Genomic DNA, 19,123 nt, shown 5'->3' with positions numbered 1-19,123 from the left:
ACCGACAAAACTGCCGGCTCGCCCATGTTTATCGAGGCAAACGCCTCAGCTCAACGCCTTGCGATTGAAGTCGCGCAAACGGAAACCCATCAACAGCAACATGCCGAAATAAGCGACCACACCAGCCACTACCAACGCACCCAGGCGCAGGAACCGCTCCAGCATATGCCCCTGATCCCAGGCCGGCATGAAATGCATCCCGGCCAGCAACACCGCGGACATCACCAACACGGCAATCACCAGTTTGAGCCCGAACTTCGCCCAACCTGGCTGCGGCTGGTACATCTGCTGCTTGCGCAGTTGATAGAACAACAGGCTGGCGTTGATGCAGGCACCAATACTGATGGCCAGCGCCAGACCGGCATGGGCCAGCGGGCCGATCAGCACCAGGTTGAACAGTTGCGTGACGATCAACGTGAATATCGCGATTTTTACCGGAGTGCGGATGTTTTGTTGCGCATAAAAGCCCGGCGCCAGCACTTTGATCACGATAATCCCGAGTAAACCGACGGAATAAGCGATCAACGCACGCTGAGTCATGGACGCATCAAACGCGCTGAATTGGCCGTACTGGAACAGCGAAACCGTCAGCGGCTCGGCCAGAATCCCCAGCGCCAGAGAGCACGGCAACACCAGCACGAAGCACAGGCGCAGGCCCCAATCGAGGATTCGCGAATATTCCTGTCGATCCTTGCTGGCATAAGTCTTGGCCAGGGTCGGCAGCAAAATCGTGCCCAGCGCCACGCCGAGTACGCCGGACGGCAATTCCATCAAGCGGTCGGCGTAGTACATCCAGGAAACGGAGCCGGCCACCAGGAATGACGCGAAAATCGTGTTGATGATCAGGGAAATCTGGCTGACCGAGACACCGAGGATCGCCGGCAGCATTTGCTTCATCACCCGCCAGACGCCCGTATCGCGCAGGTTCAAGCGTGGCAGCACCAGCATGCCGATCTTTTTCAGGTGCGGCAGTTGGTAAAGCAGTTGCGCGAGACCACCGACCAGTACCGCCCAACCCAGAGCCATGACCGGCGGATTGAAATACGGCGTCAGGAACAGCGAAAAGATGATCATGCTGACGTTGAGCAGTGTCGGCACAAAGGCCGGCACCGAGAAGCGGTTATAGGTATTGAGGATCGCCCCGGCCAATGAAGACAGGGAGATCAGCAATATATAAGGAAACGTCACCCGCAACAGACTGGACGTCAGCTCGAACTTCTCCGGCGTATCGGTGAAGCCTGGCGCCGTGGCCCAGATCACCCAAGGCGCGGCGAGCATCCCCAGCGCCGTGACCAGCGCCAGTACCAATGTCAGCAGGCCCGAGACGTAGGCAATGAAGGTTCGCGTCGCCTCCTCGCCCTTCTGGCTTTTATATTCAGCCAGAATCGGCACGAAGGCCTGGGAAAAAGCCCCCTCGGCGAAGATTCGCCGCAGCAGATTGGGCAGTTTGAAGGCGATAAAGAAGGCGTCAGTCGCCATCCCGGCACCAAATGTACGCGCGATCAGCGTGTCACGAACGAACCCCAGAACCCGGGAAAGCATCGTGATAGAGCTGACGGCGGCCAACGATTTGAGCAGATTCATTGAAAGAGTTTGCGCCTGTCGATAAACAGCAGGCGAACAAAGCGCCCACTTATGCGATACTCCGCGCCGCAGCAGCACAGAGCCAAAGCTCGCGAGTTTACAGGTCAAGCGCCGGAAATAAATATCCCGCCTCTTTATACCTACCACTTAGCGGAACGTCTCAACCGCCCTTGACAAGACATCAACTCATCGGCATGATTCGCGGCCTATTTTGTTTGCTATTTCCTAAAAAGTCTTTCGAGGAGCTCGACGGTGGCCAACACACCTTCCGCCAAAAAACGTGCAAAACAGGCTGAGAAGCGTCGCAGCCACAACGCCAGCCTGCGTTCCATGGTTCGTACCTACATCAAGAATGTAGTTAAGGCCATCGACGCAAAAGACGCTGAAAAAGCTCAAGCTGCTTACGTTCTGGCCGTGCCAGTTATCGACCGTATGGCCGATAAAGGCATCATCCACAAGAACAAGGCTGCTCGTCATAAGAGCCGCCTGAACGGTCACGTCAAGGCTCTGAACCTTGCTGTAGCCGCTTAAGCTGTAAGCTTGTTGAAAAACCGACCTCAGGGTCGGTTTTTTATTGCCTGCGATTTGATGAATTCAACACAAAAAAATGTGGGAGCGGGCTTGCTCGCGAAAGCGGTGCATCAGTCAACATCTGTATTGACTGACGCTCCGTCTTCGCGAGCAAGCCCGCTCCCACATTTTGGATCTTTGTTAGCTTATTGAGCGTGCGGCCACGGCAGAATCGGAATGGCCGTCACCGCATTCTGCGGACTGCCCTCGATCAGGCGATCGCTGTAGACCAGGTACACCAGCGTGTTGCGCTTCTTATCGAGGAAGCGCACCACCTGCATGGTCTTGAACACCAGCGACGTGCGCTCCTTGAACACCTCGTCGCCATCTTTCAGCTCACCCTTGAAATTGATCGGCCCGACCTGACGACACGCCAAGGATGCTTCAGCACGATCTTCGGCCAACCCCAAGCCGCCCTTAACGCCGCCCGTCTTGGCCCTGGACAGGTAGCAGGTCACGCCTTCAACCTTGGGATCGTCGAAAGCCTCGACCACAATGCGGTCATTCGGGCCGACGAATTTGAACACCGTCGACACCTGACCAATCTCTTCTGCCGATGCCAGCAACGGCATCGCCAGCAACAAACCCAATAATCCCTTTGCTACACGCATTCCAGTTTTCCCTCAGACCAGGATCAGGTTATCGCGGTGAACCAGCTCCGGTTCCGCCATGTAACCCAACAGACCGACAATCGCATCAGACGATTGGCCGATTATTTTTTGCGCCTCAAGGGCGCTGTAATTGGCAAGGCCGCGAGCGATTTCTCGACCGTCCGGCGCCACGCAAACTACCATTTCGCCACGACGGAAGCTGCCCTGGACCAGCTTGACGCCTACCGGCAGCAAACTTTTGTTGCCTTTGGACAACGCCGTGACCGCACCCGCATCCAGCACGAGAGTGCCACGGGTTTGCAGATGCCCCGCCAACCATTGCTTGCGCGCCGCCAGCAGGCCGCGCTCCGGCGACAGCAACGTGCCGATGCGCTCGCCAGCCTTCAAACGATCCAGCACGCGATCAATGCGACCGCCGACGATGATGGTATGAGCCCCCGAACGAGCCGCCAGCCGCGCGGCACGCAATTTGGTCTGCATCCCGCCACGACCCAGCGCACCACCAGTGCCGCCAGCTACAGCGTCCAGCGCCGGATCATCGGCGCGGGCTTCGTAAATCAGGTTAGCGTCCGGATTGTTGCGCGGGTCAGCGTCGAACATGCCGTCGCGATCAGTCAGGATCACCAGCAAGTCAGCTTCGACCAAGTTGGCCACCAGCGCCGCCAGCGTATCGTTGTCGCCGAAACGGATTTCGTCAGTAACCACGGTGTCGTTCTCGTTGATCACCGGGATCACCTTGAGCTCGACCAATGCACGCAAGGTGCTGCGGGCGTTCAGGTAGCGCTTGCGGTCAGACAGGTCGTCATGGGTCAGGAGAATCTGCGCGGTATGCCGGCCATGCTCACCGAAGCTCGACTCCCAGGCCTGCACCAAACCCATCTGGCCGATAGCGGCAGCCGCCTGCAACTCGTGCATCGCACTGGGTCGTACGGTCCAGCCCAGACGGCTCATGCCGGCCGCCACCGCCCCGGAGGACACCAGCACCAACTCGACGCCCGCCTCATGCAAGGCCACCATCTGTTCAACCCAGACACCCATTGCCGCGCGATCCAGGCCCTTGCCGTCCGCCGTCAGCAAAGCGCTGCCGATCTTCACGACCCAACGCTGCGCACCTGTCACCTTGCTCCGCATCATCTTCAACCTTAGCTTGAGGACAGCGCGACCTGGCACTGCCCGTAACGTTAATCGTGGCTATTTATTACCAACAATCGATTTCCAGATACTAAAACGCCGCTCCAGTGAGCGGCGTTCAAGTTTATCGCAACGAATCAGTCACGCACGTAAATGATTTCCGGACCGTCTTCATCATCCACATCTTCTTCATCCCAATCATCGTCGCCGATGTCATGGACCGACTTCACGCCGCTACGGCGCAGGGCACGCTGGTCATCCAAGGCCTGCAACTGGGCACGGGCTTCATCTTCGATGCGCTGATCGAGTTCGGCCAGCTTCTTCTTTGTAGGCCGGGTCAGCAGCCAGACGATCAGCACGATCTTCCAGGTAACGCATGATGTCGTGGCACAGACGCTCAGTACCGAGCTTGGAGATCGCGGAGATCACGTAGACCGGGCCAGTCCATTCCAGGCGATCAACGATTTCCTTGACGCGCTCTTCGTGCTCTTCCTCAAGGATCTGGTCGCACTTATTCAGCACCAACCAACGATCACGCTCAGCCAGGGACGGGCTGAACTTGGTCAGCTCGCTGACGATCACTTCTGCAGCGTCCGGCGCACTGGTGTCATCCAGCGGCGCCATGTCCACGAGGTGCAGCAACAGACGGGTACGCGACAAGTGCTTGAGGAAGCGAATCCCCAGGCCCGCGCCGTCGGAAGCACCCTCGATCAGACCCGGAATGTCGGCGACAACGAAGCTTTTCCAGCGATCGACGCTGACCACACCCAGGTTCGGCACCAGAGTGGTGAACGGGTAGTCAGCAACTTTCGGCTTGGCAGCCGATACGGCGCGGATCAGGGTACTTTTACCGGCGTTCGGCAAGCCCAGCAGACCAACGTCAGCCAATACCTTCATTTCCAGCTTCAGGTCACGCGCCTCACCCGGCTTACCCGGAGTGGTCTGGCGTGGAGCCCGGTTGGTACTGGATTTGAAACGGGTGTTACCCAGACCGTGCCAGCCGCCATGAGCCACCAGCAGACGCTGGCCGGCCTTGGTCAGGTCGCCGATGATTTCCTGGGTTGCAGAGTCGATAACGGTGGTGCCGACCGGTACGCGCAGTACCAATTCTTCACCTTTCTTGCCGGTGCAGTCGGTGCTGCCGCCGTTGGAACCACGCTCGGCATCGAAGTGCCGGGTGTAACGGTAGTCCACCAGGGTGTTGAGGTTTTCGTCGGCGACCATGTAGACCGAGCCGCCATCACCGCCATCACCGCCGTTCGGGCCACCGTTTTCAATGAATTTTTCGCGACGGAAGCTCATGCAACCGTTGCCGCCGTCACCGGCCTTTACTCGAATCGATACTTCATCAACAAACTTCATAACAAAACGCCTCTCGTCATACGGACGAGCCGAAAAAAACTAGACATAAGACTCTTGCAAAAATGAGCGCAGCGACCTCAAGCAACTACCGCAAATCCCGCTGCTATCACCCATCACAAACAGCTTTGCAAGAGACTCACCCCACAAACGAAAAAGCCCCGTCGCGAGACAGGGCTTTTCCAGCAACTACGTAATTATGCCGCGACGACTGCAGTCTTCGGAACAATGCTTACGTAACGGCGGTTGAAAGCGCCTTTTACTTCAAACTTGATCACGCCGTCGATTTTAGCGAACAGAGTGTGATCTTTACCCATGCCAACGCCGTAACCAGCGTGGAATTGGGTGCCGCGCTGACGCACGATGATGTTGCCCGGAATGATAACCTGGCCGCCATACATCTTCACGCCAAGGCGTTTGGCTTCTGAGTCGCGACCGTTACGGGTACTACCACCAGCTTTTTTGTGTGCCATGAGTCAATTCTCCTAGTGAGGAATTAGGCTGAAATTAAGCCTGAATACCGGTGATTTTGATCTCGGTGTACCACTGGCGGTGGCCCATACGCTTCATGTGGTGCTTACGACGACGGAACTTGATGATGCGGACTTTATCGTGACGACCTTGGGAGATCACTTCAGCCACAACGGTAGCGCCTGCAACAACTGGAGCGCCGATGTTCACGTCATCGCCATTGGCGACCAACAGAACGCGATCAAAAGTCACGGATTCGCCAGTAGCGATTTCCAGTTTTTCGATCTTCAGGTATTCACCTGGGGCGACCTTGTATTGCTTGCCACCAGTAACAATTACTGCGTACGACATGGTATTTCTCCGATAATCCTGCTCACCCAGCTCTTTATAAGAAGAGGTATTGGCTGGCATGGCTGCATAAGGCTGGAAGGCCTGATTGCAATTGCGTAAGGCAGGTGCTGCCCAGGAAGTTCAGGGTGCGCGATTGTACGCAAGCTGACTTGGCGATGCAAGAGGCCGTCCATCGTACCTTGACACCTGCGGACGTGGGTCCTAGCATGCCGCGCAACCCTTCTGGAGCAACTGTCGCTGATGCAACCCCAAGCTTTCTACCGCGCGGTGGCGGACGATTTTAGCGCCGTCGACGGCATCATCAAGAAGCAGCTGACTTCCCGAGTGCCGCTGGTATCGAAAATCGGCGACTACATTACCTCGGCGGGCGGTAAACGCCTGCGTCCTCTATTAGTGTTGCTGTGTGGCAAGGCACTGGGTCGCGAAGGCGATGACCTGCGCCTGCTGGCCGCCACTATCGAGTTCCTGCACACCGCCACCCTGCTGCATGACGACGTGGTCGACATGTCCGGCATGCGCCGTGGCCGTTCGACCGCCAACGCCATGTGGGGCAACGCCCCGAGCGTGCTGGTGGGCGACTTCCTGTATTCGCGCTCCTTCGAAATGATGGTCGAACTAGGCTCCATGCCAGTGATGAAGATCCTCTCGCAGGCCACGCGGATCATTGCCGAAGGCGAAGTGCTGCAGCTGTCGAAGATCCGCGACGCCAGCACCACCGAAGAAACCTACATGGAAGTCATCCGCGGCAAGACTGCGATGCTCTTCGAGGCCTCGACCCATAGCGCCGCCGCCCTGTGCGAAGCCACCGCTGAACAGGCTGAAGCCCTGCGTACGTTTGGTGATCACCTGGGCGTAGCCTTCCAACTGGTCGATGACCTGCTGGATTACAAAGGCGACGCGGAAACCCTGGGCAAGAACGTCGGTGACGATCTGGCCGAAGGCAAACCGACCCTGCCGCTGATCTACACCATGCGCGAAGGCACCCCGGAGCAGGCCGCACTGGTACGCCAGGCGATCCAGAAAGGTGGTATCGAAGACCTGGAAAGCATCCGCGAGGCCGTTGAGGCTTCAGGCTCGCTGGACTACACCGCATCGCTGGCCCGCGATTACGTGGCCCGCGCGATCAAATGCCTCGACGCCCTGCCGGCCAGCGAATATCGCGATGCGCTGGTTGAGTTGAGTGAGTTTGCGGTAGCCCGCACGCACTAACACGCGCCCTTGTTGGAGCGAAGCTTGCTCGCGAAGGCGGTCTATCAGTCGACATTGATGTTGGCTGACAGATCGCCTTCGCGGGCAAGCCTCGCTCCTACAAATCATGTGTCACCCCCTCCTCCGTATAAACCCTATATAATGTGCGACTTTTAGCGATCCTCAATCCAAGGAGCTTTAGTGAGCACGTTGCCACCCTGCCCGAAATGCAATTCCGAATACACCTACGAAGACGGCGCGCAGCTGATTTGCCCTGAGTGCGCCCACGAGTGGTCCGCCAGCGGCGAAGCCGAAGCGGCGTCCGATGACACCGTGAAAAAGGATTCGGTGGGCAATGTCCTGCAGGACGGCGATACCATCACCGTGATCAAGGACCTCAAGGTCAAGGGCACGTCCCTGGTGGTCAAGGTCGGCACCAAGGTCAAGAACATCCGCCTGTGCGATGGCGATCACGACATCGACTGCAAGATCGACGGCATCGGCCCGATGAAGCTCAAATCCGAGTTCGTCAGAAAAGTCTGAAGTTGCTGTGTTCCATCCCGCGCCCGGCGTGGGATGGTGCTTCACCCTCCCCCTTCGCCCCGCAATCCCTCGCAGTAGCCAAACGCCAGCCGTTTTGACCTTACGCAACCTTTACCCTGAAAAAAACACAAACCGCCAATAGGCCCTTGCTATTTGATGAATAAGAATTATTCTCATTGAAACCAATCAATGGAGATGAGACCCATGACTTATTTGATCGATGCCTGGCTGGACCGCCCACACCCATACCTCAGGATCCTGCATCGGGAAACCGGGGAAGTCTGTGCGGTGCTTGAAGAGGAAGCCTTGAACGAGCTGCAGGATCAGGGTGACCTGGACGTCAGTGGCTTGAGTTCCAGCGAGCCGGTGGTGCTCAAGGAACTGGTGCGTAATCTGTTTCTGTTCTGCTATGCCCGGGCGTTGCGCCCGTCGCATGAACTGCACCATAAGCTTGAAATATGAAGATGGCACAAAACCCTGTAGGAGCGAGGCTTGCCCGCGAAGAGGCCATCACATTCAACATCATCGTTGACTGAGACACCGCCTTCGCGAGCAAGCTTCGCTCCTACAGGTTTACAGGTTCAGGTCTTACAGTACGTCGAGCAGCTCGACGTCGAACACCAGTACGCTGTGCGGCGGAATGCTGCCAACGCCTTGAGCGCCGTAAGCCAGTTCGCTCGGCACGTACAGACGCCATTTGCTGCCGGCATTCATCAGTTGCAGGGCTTCGGTCCAGCCAGCGATCACGCCGCCAACCGGGAATTCTGCAGGCTGGCCGCGCTCGTAGGAGCTGTCGAACACAGTGCCGTCGATCAGAGTGCCGTGGTAGTGAGTGCGCACTTGATCTTCACGGGTCGGCTTGGCGCCTTCACCTTGAGTCAGTACTTCGAATTGCAGGCCGGAAGCCAGGGTGGTGATGCCGTCACGCTTGGCGTTTTCAGCCAGGAAGGCCAGGCCTTCGCCAGCAGCCGCTTCAGCTTTGGCAGCCGCTTCGGCTTGCATGATCTCGCGGATCACTTTGAAGCTGGCGGACATTTCTTCCTGGCCCACACGGCTTGGCTTGCCGGCGAACGCGTCGGTCAGGCCAGCCAGAATGGCGTCCAGGTTAACGCCCGGTGGCGGGTTGTCGCGCAGTTGGTCGCCCAACTGACGGCCGATACCGTAGCTGACGCGGGTTTCGTCGGTGGACAGATTTACTTCGGACATGACACTGCTCCGCTGTGCGGACAGCCCTGGAACTTGCCGTGCGAGCACAGCGCATCCCGGAGCGCCCGGAACCAAAAGGGCGAGCAGACTAGCACAGATGCAAGGGTGATGATCAGCTCTGCCAGGTCGACCGGAAGGCAATCGGTACCTTCAGGCTTTCCTCGGCACTGGCGCCGAGTCCGCACATCTCGTCATGAACCGAGGTGTGCACCAGGTTGAATTGCAGCTTGGGAAAAGCGTGCAGCACTTCGCGCGCATGTTCGACCGAACGTAGATGAAACATCTGGCCGCGGGTATCGCTCAACGGATACGCCGCACCATGCATCCGCGCTTCCAGCAGATAGATCCCGCCTTCCAGCGAAATCAGGTTCAGCTCATCGACCTTCCCGGCGATGGCATACGCATTCAGCTCTTGCAGGTTCATGAGCGCACCTCTGACAGTGACGAATCAAGACCCCTACAGGCATATGCCTCGACGCTTCAAAGCACAAGCCACAAACCGCACCGCCCGTCTGTTTCGCCCTGCCTTTGTGGGAGCGGGCTTGCTCGCGAATGCAATCTTCCAGTCTCTGTTGATGTTGACTGACACACCGCTTTCGCGAGCAAGCCCGCTCCCACAGGGGGCTTGTGGGATCAATGCTTGGTCAGTTTATCCAGGTAGCCCATCGCAAACGCCGAGATCACGAAGGTCATGTGGATGATCACGTACCACTTCAGATGCTCGGGATCGACGTTCTTGGCGTCCATGAAAATCCGCAGCAGGTGGATCGACGAAATCGCCACGATCGAGGCCGCCACTTTCATCTTCAGCGAAGACGAATCCATGGTCCCCAGCCAGTGGAGCTTCTCTTTGTTCTCGTCGATGTCCAGCTCGGACACGAAGTTTTCATAACCGGAGATCATCACCATCACCAGCAGGCCGCCCACCAGCGCCATGTCGATCAGCGACAGCAGCACCAGGATCAGGTCCGATTCCGCCATCGAGAAGACATTGGGGATGACATGGAAAACTTCCTGGAAAAACTTCAACGCCAGTGCCAACAAGCCCAGGGACAGTCCGAAGTAGATCGGCGCCAGCAGCCAGCGGGAGGCGTACATTGCATTTTCGATAAAGCGTTCCATTGAGTCTCACACAAGGGCTGGTAAATGGCCGCGAGTATATCAGCCGTATGTAACAGCCAGAAACCGCCCGGAAATCCGCAACCTGCGCGTGTGTGACAAGGTTTTTCTGCTAGTGTCCAAACCATTGACAGCTTAGCGACACCGGACAGGAAGACAGGAAATGGATGTGCGATTGCCTTTAACGAGTGCCGGACTTTGCTTCGCGCTGCTGCTCGGCGGATGTTCACCCAGCGATGAGAAGCGCCAGGTCAGCCTCGAAGAAAAAACCGCGCAGTTCGAAAAGTCCCTGGATGCCATTGCGGACCCAAAACTCAAGGACGCCGTCGCCGAACTGGGCGGTTCGCTGCTGTTGCTCGAACGGGCGCAACTCAAGCTCGACAGCAAACCGCTGCAAACCGAGTACAGCGAAGATGCCCTGGCGGTGCTCAAGCACTACCCCACGCCGCAAGCGCTGGTGGACACCTACATCAACGGCCTCTTCGTACTGCACAAGGACTCCAGCTCCGATTACCTGACCGATCTGCAGCCGGTATTCCCCTTCAACTTCAGCATTCCAGCAGCCTTCCTCTTCCCCCATGGCCTGGAATGGCAATCGGTGACCCTGAGCAACAAGCGCGTCATCCCCTTCCAGCCAGAATGGTCGGAAACCGATCCCGGCATCCAGTTGAGCCCTTCGAGTTCGAACCTGACCAACCCCGATGACCTGACGGTAACTTACCCATTCATCGACGGCCTGGACGTGGAAAACAAGAACCAGCCACAACCGGTCAGCCTGCAAGGCAAGGTCGAGGTGGTTGCGCCACGCCGCCTGTACAGCTTCGACCTGACGAAAAAAGACGTTGGCCAGACCCGCACCAACGACAACCTCAGCGTCACCCTGCTGAAGCTCGGTACCAACTACGCCGAAGTCGAACTCAGTAACGCCTTGCCGCTGGCCCCGGAAGTCAGCGAAACACCGCTCAACCCGCTGATCGTGCAAGCCAGGGACAGCACCGGGCAGTTTCTCTCGCGCTCGGGTTCGATCAACGAAACCGCCGCGCAAATCGCCTTTTACCAAAAACAACTCGCGCAACTGCAACAACAGAAAGCCTGGACCGAGACGCTTGAAAAGCAACTGGATGAAGACCAGCGAGCGTTTGAGAAGCAGCAGACCCGGCATTACACCAAGGTGTATTTCAACGGCCCGATCGAGACGCTCGAAGTCAGTGTGCTGGACTTCTCCAGCGCCACCGTGACGCGCAAGGACCTGAACCTGCCGATACGCCGCTTTGATCACGACACCACCGAAAAAACCATCCAGCCGTTGAGCTTGCCGGTGGTGGTGTACGACGATCAGGCGCCGATCTGGCTCAAAGGCGCGACACTCGGCGAGGAACAGCTGAAAAAGAGTGTCAGCATTACCCAGTCGGTGGATGACCCGAGTGCGGCGCGTATCGAGTTCGATCATCCGCGCAGCTTCAACGATGAGCTGCTCGGTTCATCCTTCAGCCCCGGCGAGAGCCCGGTCACGTTCTTCACCGCCGACGATAACGGTAAGCGCGATGAACCGATTGAATTGCCGGCCGAGGCTTACCAGATCGATCCGTTGCGCGGGGTCATTACTTACGATTTGAATCTGTTTCCAGAAACACCGGTTTTCGCGGTGGGCTCGATGCCGCTGTTCCTGGCCACGATCGAACAGAAATCACTCGACGCGAACCAGCTGCCCAAGGGTCTGGAACTCAAAGGCAATGCGCTGGTGGTCGATCTGAAGCTGTTTCCCGCCCAGGAATGGCGCTTTTTCGCCAAGGACGACAGCGGTAATTATCTGAAAGAGATTCTTTCGGTCACACATGACGCGAGCGCAGAAGGCCCCGCGCTATTTGGCGTGCATTATTTCTACGGCCAGCCAACACGGCTGGAAACCTACCAACGCACCGACCTCGCCACCGTGCAATATGGTTTTGAGGTCAAACTCGACAAAACCGAGATGCCCGATGCTGATCAATGATCAGGGCGAAACTCGAAGCCACCCAGGCTTCGACTACGGCCACCATTGATTTCCCGCAGCTGGGCTTGCAAGTGCAGGCTCCAGATTTGCGGATCATCGGCCAGCTCATAGCCATGCAGGGTCAGGCTTTCAACAATCGTGTCGAGGATCGATTCGGCCACGAACGGGCCATGAAACGGGCCTTGAGCCTTGATGGCGGAAGGTTGTTCGCCGGCCATTCCGGCGGCGAAGAGTAAGGTCCACATGCCCGTATCCCCCGCCAATGGGCGGATGGCGCACTCGATACGGGTCACAAGGCCCAGGCATTGACGTGTGAGGCAGAGGTTGCGCGACATGGCGGCGACCCTCGGTAGATCCGGTATTCAGCCTCCATCGGAAGGCTGTTTCGATCCAGTGATTACTGTCCTTATCCTTGAGCTGAGAATAGAAGAAAAGTTCGTATCGCAAGCAAAGCGAAACCAGAAGGCGCCGAGCGGTCATTGTGTGAATATTGACGTCAGACTGATGGCACTTTTTCTACTGATTGTCGATTTCACCAATGCATAAAAAAAGTGGGAGCGGGCTTGCTCGCGAAGGCGGAGTGTCAGCCAACATCGATGTCGGCTGACAGATTGCATTCGCGAGCAAGCCCGCTCCCACAGGGGTTTGGCGTGAACTCAGATCAGGCAGGCTTGGCCTCGACCAACGCTTCCAGCGCAATCTCCTTCTCGGCTTCCTTGAGGTCCTCCTCGCTGATCATTTCCGCGATCACTCGCAGGCGTTCCACGACTCGCGCATTGACGCTGCCTTCAGGGAATTCGCCGTTCTCGTCCGGCGAACCGGCCGGCTCGCCCACCAACAAGCTCAGGGCTTCGTCAGCCTGGCGGACCGCGTAGACATGGAACTGCCCCGCGCGCACTGCCGCCAGCACTTTCTCGTCGAGCATCAACGTCGCCACGTTAGCCTGGGGAATGATCGCCCCTTGCTCACCGGTCAAGCCGCGAGCCTCGCAGAGGCGGAAGAAGCCTTCGATCTTCTCGTTGACCCCGCCCACCGCCTGCACTTCACCGAACTGGTTGATCGAACCGGTGATCGCAAAGCACTGCTTGAGTGGTGTTTTCGACAGCGCCGAGATCAGCGTGCACGCTTCGCCCAACGACGCACTGTCACCATCGACATAGCCGTAGGACTGCTCCAGCGCGATGCTCGCGGAAATCGCCAGCGGGAATTCCTGCGCATAACGGCTGCCCAGATACCCGGTGAGGATCATCACGCCTTTGGAGTGAATCGGCTGGCCCAGGTTGACCTCACGCTCGATGTCGACAATCCCGCTGCCACCCGGATACACCGTGGCGGAAATCCGCGCCGGCACGCCGAACGCCGAGTCACCGACTTCCAGCACCGTCAGCCCGTTGCACTTGCCGACTGCCGCGCCATCGGTATCGATCAGGATGATCCCGGCCAGCATGTCGTCGAGAATCCGCGCCGAGACGCGCCCGGTGCGGGTCGCCTTGGCCTTGAGCGCACGCTCGATGTGCCCGGCATCGGTCATTTCATCACCCGCCAGGTGACGAATGAAATCCGCCTCGCTGACCAGTTGGAACAGGTCGCCAATGCGCGCCGACAAACGCCCCTGGTGTTCCGCCAGACGTGCGCTGTAGGTCGCCAGACGCGCCACCGCATCGGCGGTCAGCGGTGCCATGCCTTCTTCGGAAGTGCGAGTCTTGAGCAACTGGGCGAACTGCTCCAGGCTCTCGTCGACCATAGGGATGTCTTCGTCGAAGTCCACCAGGACGCGGAACATCTCCTGGAAGTCCGGATCGAGGTCTTGCAGCGTGTAGTAGAGCTGCCGGGCGCCGATGATGATGACTTTGACCTGCAACGGAATGTGCTGCGGAGTCAGGGTCACGGTGGCCAGACGCCCGAGTTCACCGAGCGGCGATTCCATTTTCAGTTTGCGCGATTGCAGGGCGCGCTTGAGCGCATCCCACACGAACGGCTCGCTGAGCATTTTTTCCGCTTCAAGAATCAGGAAGCCGCCGTTGGCCCGATGCAATGCACCCGGGCGCAGCTGCCGATACGTCGTGTAGAGCGCTCCCTGATCGGTGCTGTATTCGATACGGCCGAACAGGTTTTCGTAAGTCGGGTGCGGTTCGAACACCACCGGTGCGCCGCCGCTGGCCGAATGTCCGACCACCAGGCTTGGCGCGTATTGCTCTTCGAGCATCTTGCGCGCGACGGCATCGACCTTGCTGTCGTCGACCAATTGCTCGACCACGGTTTTCAGCAGGTAAACCTGCATTGCTTGCAGGTAACCGCACACCGCGGCGTTCTCGGCGTATTTCTCCGACAACGGCGAAAGCAACGGCTGCAAGGCCAGGGTGATGGTTTCTTCGTTGAGCTGGCGCAGTTGATTGCTCGACTCGCGCTTCCATTGCGGCAGGCTGGCGAGTTCTTCGTTCAGACGCTCTTCCAGACCGGAAATGTCTTCGTGAAAACGCTCGCGATCGGCTTCCGGCAATTGCGCGAACTCGGCTTCATCCAGCGCCTTGCCTTCGCTCATCGGGGTGAACGCAATGTTGCTCGCGTCGCGATACAGCGCGACTTCCTTCTCCAATGCCAGGCGCTCGATGATGTCCAGCGCCTTGTCGTAGCGCTGGTTGAAGGCGCGGTCGATGGCGCTTTTCTTTTGCTGGTAGGACGGGTGCTCGAACACGGCCGGAAACGTTGCCAGCAGGTTGTCGATCAGGCCGTTGATGTCGCCGATGAATGCGCCGGCGGTGCCGGATGGCAATTCCAGGGCACGGGGTTCGCGCGGTTCATCGAAATTATTGACGTAGACCCAGTCCGCCGGGGTCTGCAGGCGCTTGCCTTCGGCTTTCAGGTAGCGTTTGACGAACGAGAAACGGCCAGTGCCGGGCTCGCCCATGACGAAAACGTTGTAACCGGGGCGTGGCATGGCCACACCAAACTGCAAGGCTTCAACAGCACGTTCCTGGCCAAGCACACCGCGGAAGGGCTCCAGATCATTGGTGGTAGAGAAGCTGAACTGTTCAGCGGAAAACGGACGGGTCAGCGCTTCGGGCGCTAGACGCAAGCTGGCAGCAACAGGATCAGGCATCGGGCTTCCTTACATCAGGCGGGGCAGATAGCGGCATTCTGGCGCTGCCCATACCCGACTGGCAAGGCGCGCCTCAAGTCAAAGCATAGACAAACCACCATCGCCCGGCGGGGCGGGGGCAAATCAATGTTTACCGCGAATGTTTTGGAAAAAATCACGGAACCCTTGGAACGTGCCTAAACTCCAAACTGCGCGGCTGGAACTAATAACCGGCCCACTGGTGTCGAGTTGGCACCAGAACCCCTTGTCCATTGGTATGCACACAAAGAGAACAAAGCTATGAAACGGATTCTTCTCGGTACTCTCTTCACCGTTGTATCCCTCAATGCTATGGCTCAAGCGCCAGGCGGCCCGGATTGTGGTTGGGGCAACATGCTGTTCGAAGGACAGCGCGGCACCCCGGCTCACTTCCTGGCATCCACCACGAACGGCACCTCGGGTAACGCAACATTTGGTATGACTTCCGGTACCAACGGTTGCTCGACCAACGCGGCGCTGACCTATGGCGGCAAATCCTGGATTGCCATGAATGGCATGATGAACGAGCTGTCCGAAGACATGGCCAAAGGTAACGGCGAAGCGCTGACTACCTATGCCGTGGTACTGGGCGTGGCGCCGGAAGATCGCGCGCACTTCGCCGCTGTGACTCACGAGCACTTTCAGCAGATCTTCAGCAAAGCTGACGTGACCGCTGACGACGTGCATACCAACACCCTGGCCGTCCTGAAGAGCGATCCTCGTCTGGCCAAGTACGCCACTCAAGCTTAAGCTCGAACCAACCGCTCCTTTCGGGGAGCGGCTTTTGTTTTTTGGACCTGCCCCTCTTTGGGTCTTTGTTTCTTCCGACTTAAGTTGCCCACTATGCTCAAACGCCTTGCCTGGCTGGCGCTCTGTGTCTGCGCCCCGCTGTCCGCCGCGCCACACATCGACGATCAACGTTTGCAGCAACTGGCCAACGACCCTTTCTGGATTTCCCTGGGTCATTACGAAACCGCCAAACTTGGCGGCTGGCGCAGCTATGTCAGCGACAAGAAGTTCTTCCTCGCCGCCGACGGCAATGAACACCCGGACCGTGAACTGGCCGCAACGGTACAGGCGTTGTACGCCCCCGCCAGCGCCGGCGAAAAACATGCGCAATGTGTTTATCCGGCGCGCACTCGCTGGCTCAAGGCACAACTCAACCTGAGCGATTTGCCGAAGCTGGACTGCGCCGAATTCACGCAATGGTTCAAGGATGTCGCGCCCCACAGCGCGGTGATGATTTTCCCGGCGGCGTACCTCAACAGTCCGTCCTCGATGTTCGGCCACACCCTGTTGCGCATCGACCAGGCCAATGTGCAAAGCGACCAGACCGCCCTGCTCAGTTACGCGATCAACTTCGGCGCTTACATCGAAGGTTCGGACAACAGCATCCTGTATGCCTGGAAAGGTTTGATGGGCGGCTATCCGGGTTTGTTTGCGCTGGTGCCGTATCAGGAAAAATTGTCCGAATACCGCAGCCTCGAGAACCGCGACCTGTGGGAATACCGGCTCAACCTGACCCAGCAAGAAACCGAGCGCATGGTCGAGCACGTCTGGGAACTCAAGCAGATCCAGTTCGACTATTTCTTCTTCGACGAAAACTGCTCGTATCGCCTGCTCGAATTACTGCAAGTGGCGCGGCCAAGCTTGCGTCTGACCGAACAATTCCCGCTGACGGCGATCCCGACCGATACCGTCAAAGCCGTGAAAGAAGCCGGGTTGGTGGAATCAATCCAATATCGCCCGTCCCGCGAGCGTGAATTGCTGAGCCGCGCCGAGCCGCTGAACGGTGAAGAACAGGATTGGGTGCTGAAAGTCAGCGCCGATCAAAAACGACTGCAAGACCCTGCCTTCAAAGCGCAGTCCAAGGATCGCCAAGCACTGATCATCGACGCGGCCTACCGACTTGAACGCTACCGCGCCAATGGCCAGGAGCGCGATCCGCAACGGGCTCAGCGCAGTTTCGAACTGCTGCGCGCGATCAACCAGAACCCGCCGCCAGAGCTGGACATCCCGCGTCCAGGTTTGCCTGAAGACGGTCACGAATCCCGCACCTGGCAGGCCGGTATCGGCACCCGGGGCGACAAGGCTTTCGGCGAGTACGGCTTGCGCATGGCCTATCACGATCTCAACGACAACGCCGAGAGCTTTCCGCTGGGCGCGCAGATTGAAATCCTGCAAATGAAACTGCGCCAGTACGAAGGCAATCACTGGCAATTGCAGCAACTGGACCTGGCGACCATCCGCTCCCTGACCCCGCGCAATGAGCTGTTGCAGCCGCTGTCCTGGCAAGTCACCGGCGGCCTGGAACGGGTGCCAGGCAAACATGACGATGAAACCCTGGTCAGCCACGTCAACGGCGGTGCCGGCGGGACCTGGCAACTCGGCGAAGACATGCTCGGGTTTGCCTTGGGCACGGTGCGCATCGAACACAACAACGACTTCGCCGGATTTGTCGCCCCGGCGGCGGGCTTCAACAGTGGCGTGTTGTGGAAAAACCCGCTGGGCAATTTCAGCCTGGAAACCAAAGGCGATTTCTTCACCAACGGCGAAGTGCGCCGCAGCGTGAGCTTGAACCAGCAGTGGGAATTGTCGCGCAACCTGGGTCTGCGCCTGAGCGCCCAACGCGAATTCAGCCACCTCGCCTCCCCCGAGAACGAAGTGATGCTTGAAGTGAAGTGGTATCACTACTGACCCATAACCCCTGTGGGAGCGGGCTTGCTCGCGAAAGCGGTGTGTCAGTCAACATCTACGGTGACTGACACATTGCATTCGCGAGCAAGCCCGCTCCCACAGGGAGATTCGTGCCATCCAACGGATTAATCACAGCCCTTTCACAAACGCCTGACGAATCGACTTCTAGACTTCCCTTATAGGCCGTCAAACGGCCGGGAGTCCGAGATGTGGCGTTGTGTGGGTGTAATGGGGTTGTTGCTGTTGTGCGCGGGTTGCCAGTCGACCCACGAAGATCTGATCGCCAAGGGTTACCCGCCGGCATTCGCTGACGGCTTCGATGACGGTTGCGTCAGTGGTCGTCAGGCGGCCGGGGCGATGACCGGTGAGTTTCGCAAAAACGTCCCGCGCTATCTCAAGGACAAACAGTACGCCGAGGGCTGGAGCGATGGCTTCCGCCAGTGCCAGGCGATGCTGGAAAACCGCGATCGCGAGGACTATCGCAGTCACCATTGGGACGACCGCGACCGAGCCTGGCAGCAACAGAAAGACCAGGACGCCGCCCGAGCGTATCGCTCGCCCTGAGTCGCTGGCAGACATCCGTCGAAACTTAATCCCTGCGAGCATGGCCCAAACCCTATAACGGGAGAAAACCATGAGCCGTGCTTTCGTCAATGAAGATAACGCCGCCGCGCAAGCCGATCAGCCAGTCGAACGGCAGGTCAGCGCGCAACCCAACTACGTCACCCCCGCCGGCCTCGCCCAGCTACAAGCGAAACTCGCCGAGCTGCAGAGCCTGCTGAATGAGCAAGGCGCGAAAGGTGAACTGGCCGACAAGCAACGCCAAGCTGATCTTGAACGGGACTGGCGGTATTTCAACCAGCGCCTGCAAAGCGCTCAATTGGTGGTCCCGGCCTCCTCGACTGACAAAGTGCAGATTGGCGCTTGGGTGACCTTTTCTGATGAACAGGGCAATGAGCAGCGCGTGCAGTTGGTGGGCGAGGATCAGGCGGATGCTGCCAGTGGGTTGATCAATTGGGGTTCGCCGCTGGGGCGGGCATTGTTGGGCGCGCAGGTGGGGGATGAGGTGCTGTGGAAGCGGCCGGCGGGGGATTTGGTGATTGAGGTTTTGGGCATAGAAGTGGGGTGATTTTGAGGCCGTCTTCGCGAGCAAGCCCGCTCCTACAGGGGAATGCATTCCAA

19 protein-coding genes and 1 pseudogene are annotated in these 19,123 nt (G+C 58.3%); 9 read left to right on the top strand and 11 right to left on the bottom strand.

All coding sequences use genetic code 11. From position 1 onward, the window contains the following. Positions 1-45: 45 nt before the first annotated feature. Entirely contained in the window at positions 46-1,584 is a 1,539-nt protein-coding gene (murJ, locus tag NK667_RS32140) for a murein biosynthesis integral membrane protein MurJ (RefSeq protein WP_054051374.1), read from the bottom strand. Positions 1,585-1,836: 252 nt separating this feature from the next. On the opposite strand from murJ, the gene rpsT reads away from it, so the two are divergent. Next, on the top strand, positions 1,837-2,115 hold the full coding sequence (gene rpsT / locus NK667_RS32135; RefSeq protein ID WP_008154937.1) for a 30S ribosomal protein S20: 279 nt from the start codon (positions 1,837-1,839) through the stop codon (positions 2,113-2,115). 185 nt (positions 2,116-2,300) lie between these two features. Here rpsT and NK667_RS32130 read toward each other — a convergent pair whose 3' ends face one another. From NK667_RS32130 to rplU, 5 genes and pseudogenes are all read right to left on the bottom strand, one after another. Next, the gene (locus NK667_RS32130) at positions 2,301-2,765 is read right to left on the bottom strand and encodes a CreA family protein (protein ID WP_054616667.1); all 465 of its coding nucleotides are present in this window, start codon (positions 2,763-2,765) and stop codon (positions 2,301-2,303) included. Positions 2,766-2,777: 12 nt separating this feature from the next. Next, a complete protein-coding gene (proB, locus tag NK667_RS32125; protein WP_054616668.1) occupies positions 2,778-3,896 on the bottom strand; it encodes a glutamate 5-kinase in 1,119 nt (372 codons plus the stop codon). Between the two features lie 137 nt (positions 3,897-4,033). Next, positions 4,034-5,258 (bottom strand): annotated as a pseudogene (cgtA, locus tag NK667_RS32120) (Obg family GTPase CgtA). Positions 5,259-5,452: 194 nt separating this feature from the next. Further along, the gene (rpmA, locus tag NK667_RS32115) at positions 5,453-5,728 is read right to left on the bottom strand and encodes a 50S ribosomal protein L27 (protein WP_046048788.1); all 276 of its coding nucleotides are present in this window, start codon (positions 5,726-5,728) and stop codon (positions 5,453-5,455) included. Positions 5,729-5,762: 34 nt separating this feature from the next. Next, a complete protein-coding gene (gene rplU / locus NK667_RS32110) occupies positions 5,763-6,077 on the bottom strand; it encodes a 50S ribosomal protein L21 (protein WP_003176051.1) in 315 nt (104 codons plus the stop codon). 240 nt (positions 6,078-6,317) lie between these two features. Between rplU and NK667_RS32105 the strand changes: the two genes are divergently transcribed. The 3 genes from NK667_RS32105 to NK667_RS32095 all read left to right on the top strand — a co-directional run bounded on the left by NK667_RS32105 (position 6,318) and on the right by NK667_RS32095 (position 8,270). Then, the gene (locus tag NK667_RS32105) at positions 6,318-7,286 is read left to right on the top strand and encodes a polyprenyl synthetase family protein (protein ID WP_054051381.1); all 969 of its coding nucleotides are present in this window, start codon (positions 6,318-6,320) and stop codon (positions 7,284-7,286) included. Between the two features lie 180 nt (positions 7,287-7,466). Further along, complete coding sequence (locus NK667_RS32100) at positions 7,467-7,808, top strand: zinc ribbon domain-containing protein YjdM (RefSeq protein WP_010467527.1); 342 nt, start codon at positions 7,467-7,469, stop codon at positions 7,806-7,808. A 204-nt stretch (positions 7,809-8,012) separates the two neighbouring features. After that, a complete protein-coding gene (locus NK667_RS32095; protein ID WP_054051383.1) occupies positions 8,013-8,270 on the top strand; it encodes a PA4570 family protein in 258 nt (85 codons plus the stop codon). A 126-nt stretch (positions 8,271-8,396) separates the two neighbouring features. On the opposite strand, the gene NK667_RS32090 is transcribed toward NK667_RS32095, so the two are convergent. The 3 genes from NK667_RS32090 to NK667_RS32080 form a co-directional block, all read right to left on the bottom strand. Next, positions 8,397-9,014 (bottom strand): BamJ family beta-barrel-assembly machinery protein, encoded by a 618-nt coding sequence (locus tag NK667_RS32090; protein ID WP_054051384.1) that lies wholly within the window; start codon positions 9,012-9,014, stop codon positions 8,397-8,399. A 112-nt stretch (positions 9,015-9,126) separates the two neighbouring features. Further along, on the bottom strand, positions 9,127-9,438 hold the full coding sequence (locus NK667_RS32085) for a DUF6482 family protein (protein ID WP_054051386.1): 312 nt from the start codon (positions 9,436-9,438) through the stop codon (positions 9,127-9,129). Positions 9,439-9,647: 209 nt separating this feature from the next. Beyond that, positions 9,648-10,136 carry a TIGR00645 family protein gene (locus tag NK667_RS32080; RefSeq protein WP_054051388.1) on the bottom strand — a complete coding sequence of 163 codons (489 nt, stop codon included), beginning with the start codon at positions 10,134-10,136 and terminating at the stop codon, positions 9,648-9,650. Positions 10,137-10,296: 160 nt separating this feature from the next. Here NK667_RS32080 and NK667_RS32075 point away from each other — a divergent pair, with 160 nt between their 5' ends. Next, positions 10,297-12,126, top strand: coding sequence for a hypothetical protein (locus NK667_RS32075; RefSeq protein WP_054616670.1), 1,830 nt, complete (start codon positions 10,297-10,299; stop codon positions 12,124-12,126). On the opposite strand, the gene NK667_RS32070 is transcribed toward NK667_RS32075, so the two are convergent. Beyond that, entirely contained in the window at positions 12,120-12,461 is a 342-nt protein-coding gene (locus NK667_RS32070; protein ID WP_054051392.1) for a PA4575 family protein, read from the bottom strand. The genes NK667_RS32075 and NK667_RS32070 overlap by 7 nt on opposite strands. A 326-nt stretch (positions 12,462-12,787) precedes the next feature. Beyond that, positions 12,788-15,226 (bottom strand): Lon protease family protein, encoded by a 2,439-nt coding sequence (locus NK667_RS32065; protein ID WP_054616671.1) that lies wholly within the window; start codon positions 15,224-15,226, stop codon positions 12,788-12,790. Between the two features lie 279 nt (positions 15,227-15,505). On the opposite strand from NK667_RS32065, the gene NK667_RS32060 reads away from it, so the two are divergent. The 4 genes from NK667_RS32060 (at position 15,506) to NK667_RS32045 (ending at position 19,070) form a co-directional block, all read left to right on the top strand. Beyond that, on the top strand, positions 15,506-15,994 hold the full coding sequence (locus NK667_RS32060) for a DUF3015 domain-containing protein (protein WP_054051400.1): 489 nt from the start codon (positions 15,506-15,508) through the stop codon (positions 15,992-15,994). A 93-nt stretch (positions 15,995-16,087) separates the two neighbouring features. Next, a complete protein-coding gene (locus NK667_RS32055; RefSeq protein WP_054616672.1) occupies positions 16,088-17,941 on the top strand; it encodes an Lnb N-terminal periplasmic domain-containing protein in 1,854 nt (617 codons plus the stop codon). A gap of 207 nt (positions 17,942-18,148) precedes the next feature. Further along, positions 18,149-18,505, top strand: coding sequence for a hypothetical protein (locus tag NK667_RS32050; RefSeq protein WP_054616673.1), 357 nt, complete (start codon positions 18,149-18,151; stop codon positions 18,503-18,505). A gap of 70 nt (positions 18,506-18,575) precedes the next feature. Continuing rightward, the gene (locus tag NK667_RS32045; protein WP_054616674.1) at positions 18,576-19,070 is read left to right on the top strand and encodes a GreA/GreB family elongation factor; all 495 of its coding nucleotides are present in this window, start codon (positions 18,576-18,578) and stop codon (positions 19,068-19,070) included. The last annotated feature ends 53 nt before the right edge of the window (positions 19,071-19,123 follow it).

The sequence above is a fragment of the Pseudomonas nunensis genome (assembly GCF_024296925.1).
Taxonomy (GTDB): Bacteria; Pseudomonadota; Gammaproteobacteria; order Pseudomonadales; family Pseudomonadaceae; genus Aquipseudomonas; species Aquipseudomonas nunensis.
Note: the sequence above shows the minus strand (reverse complement) of the source record. Positions and strands in the feature narration are given on the sequence as shown.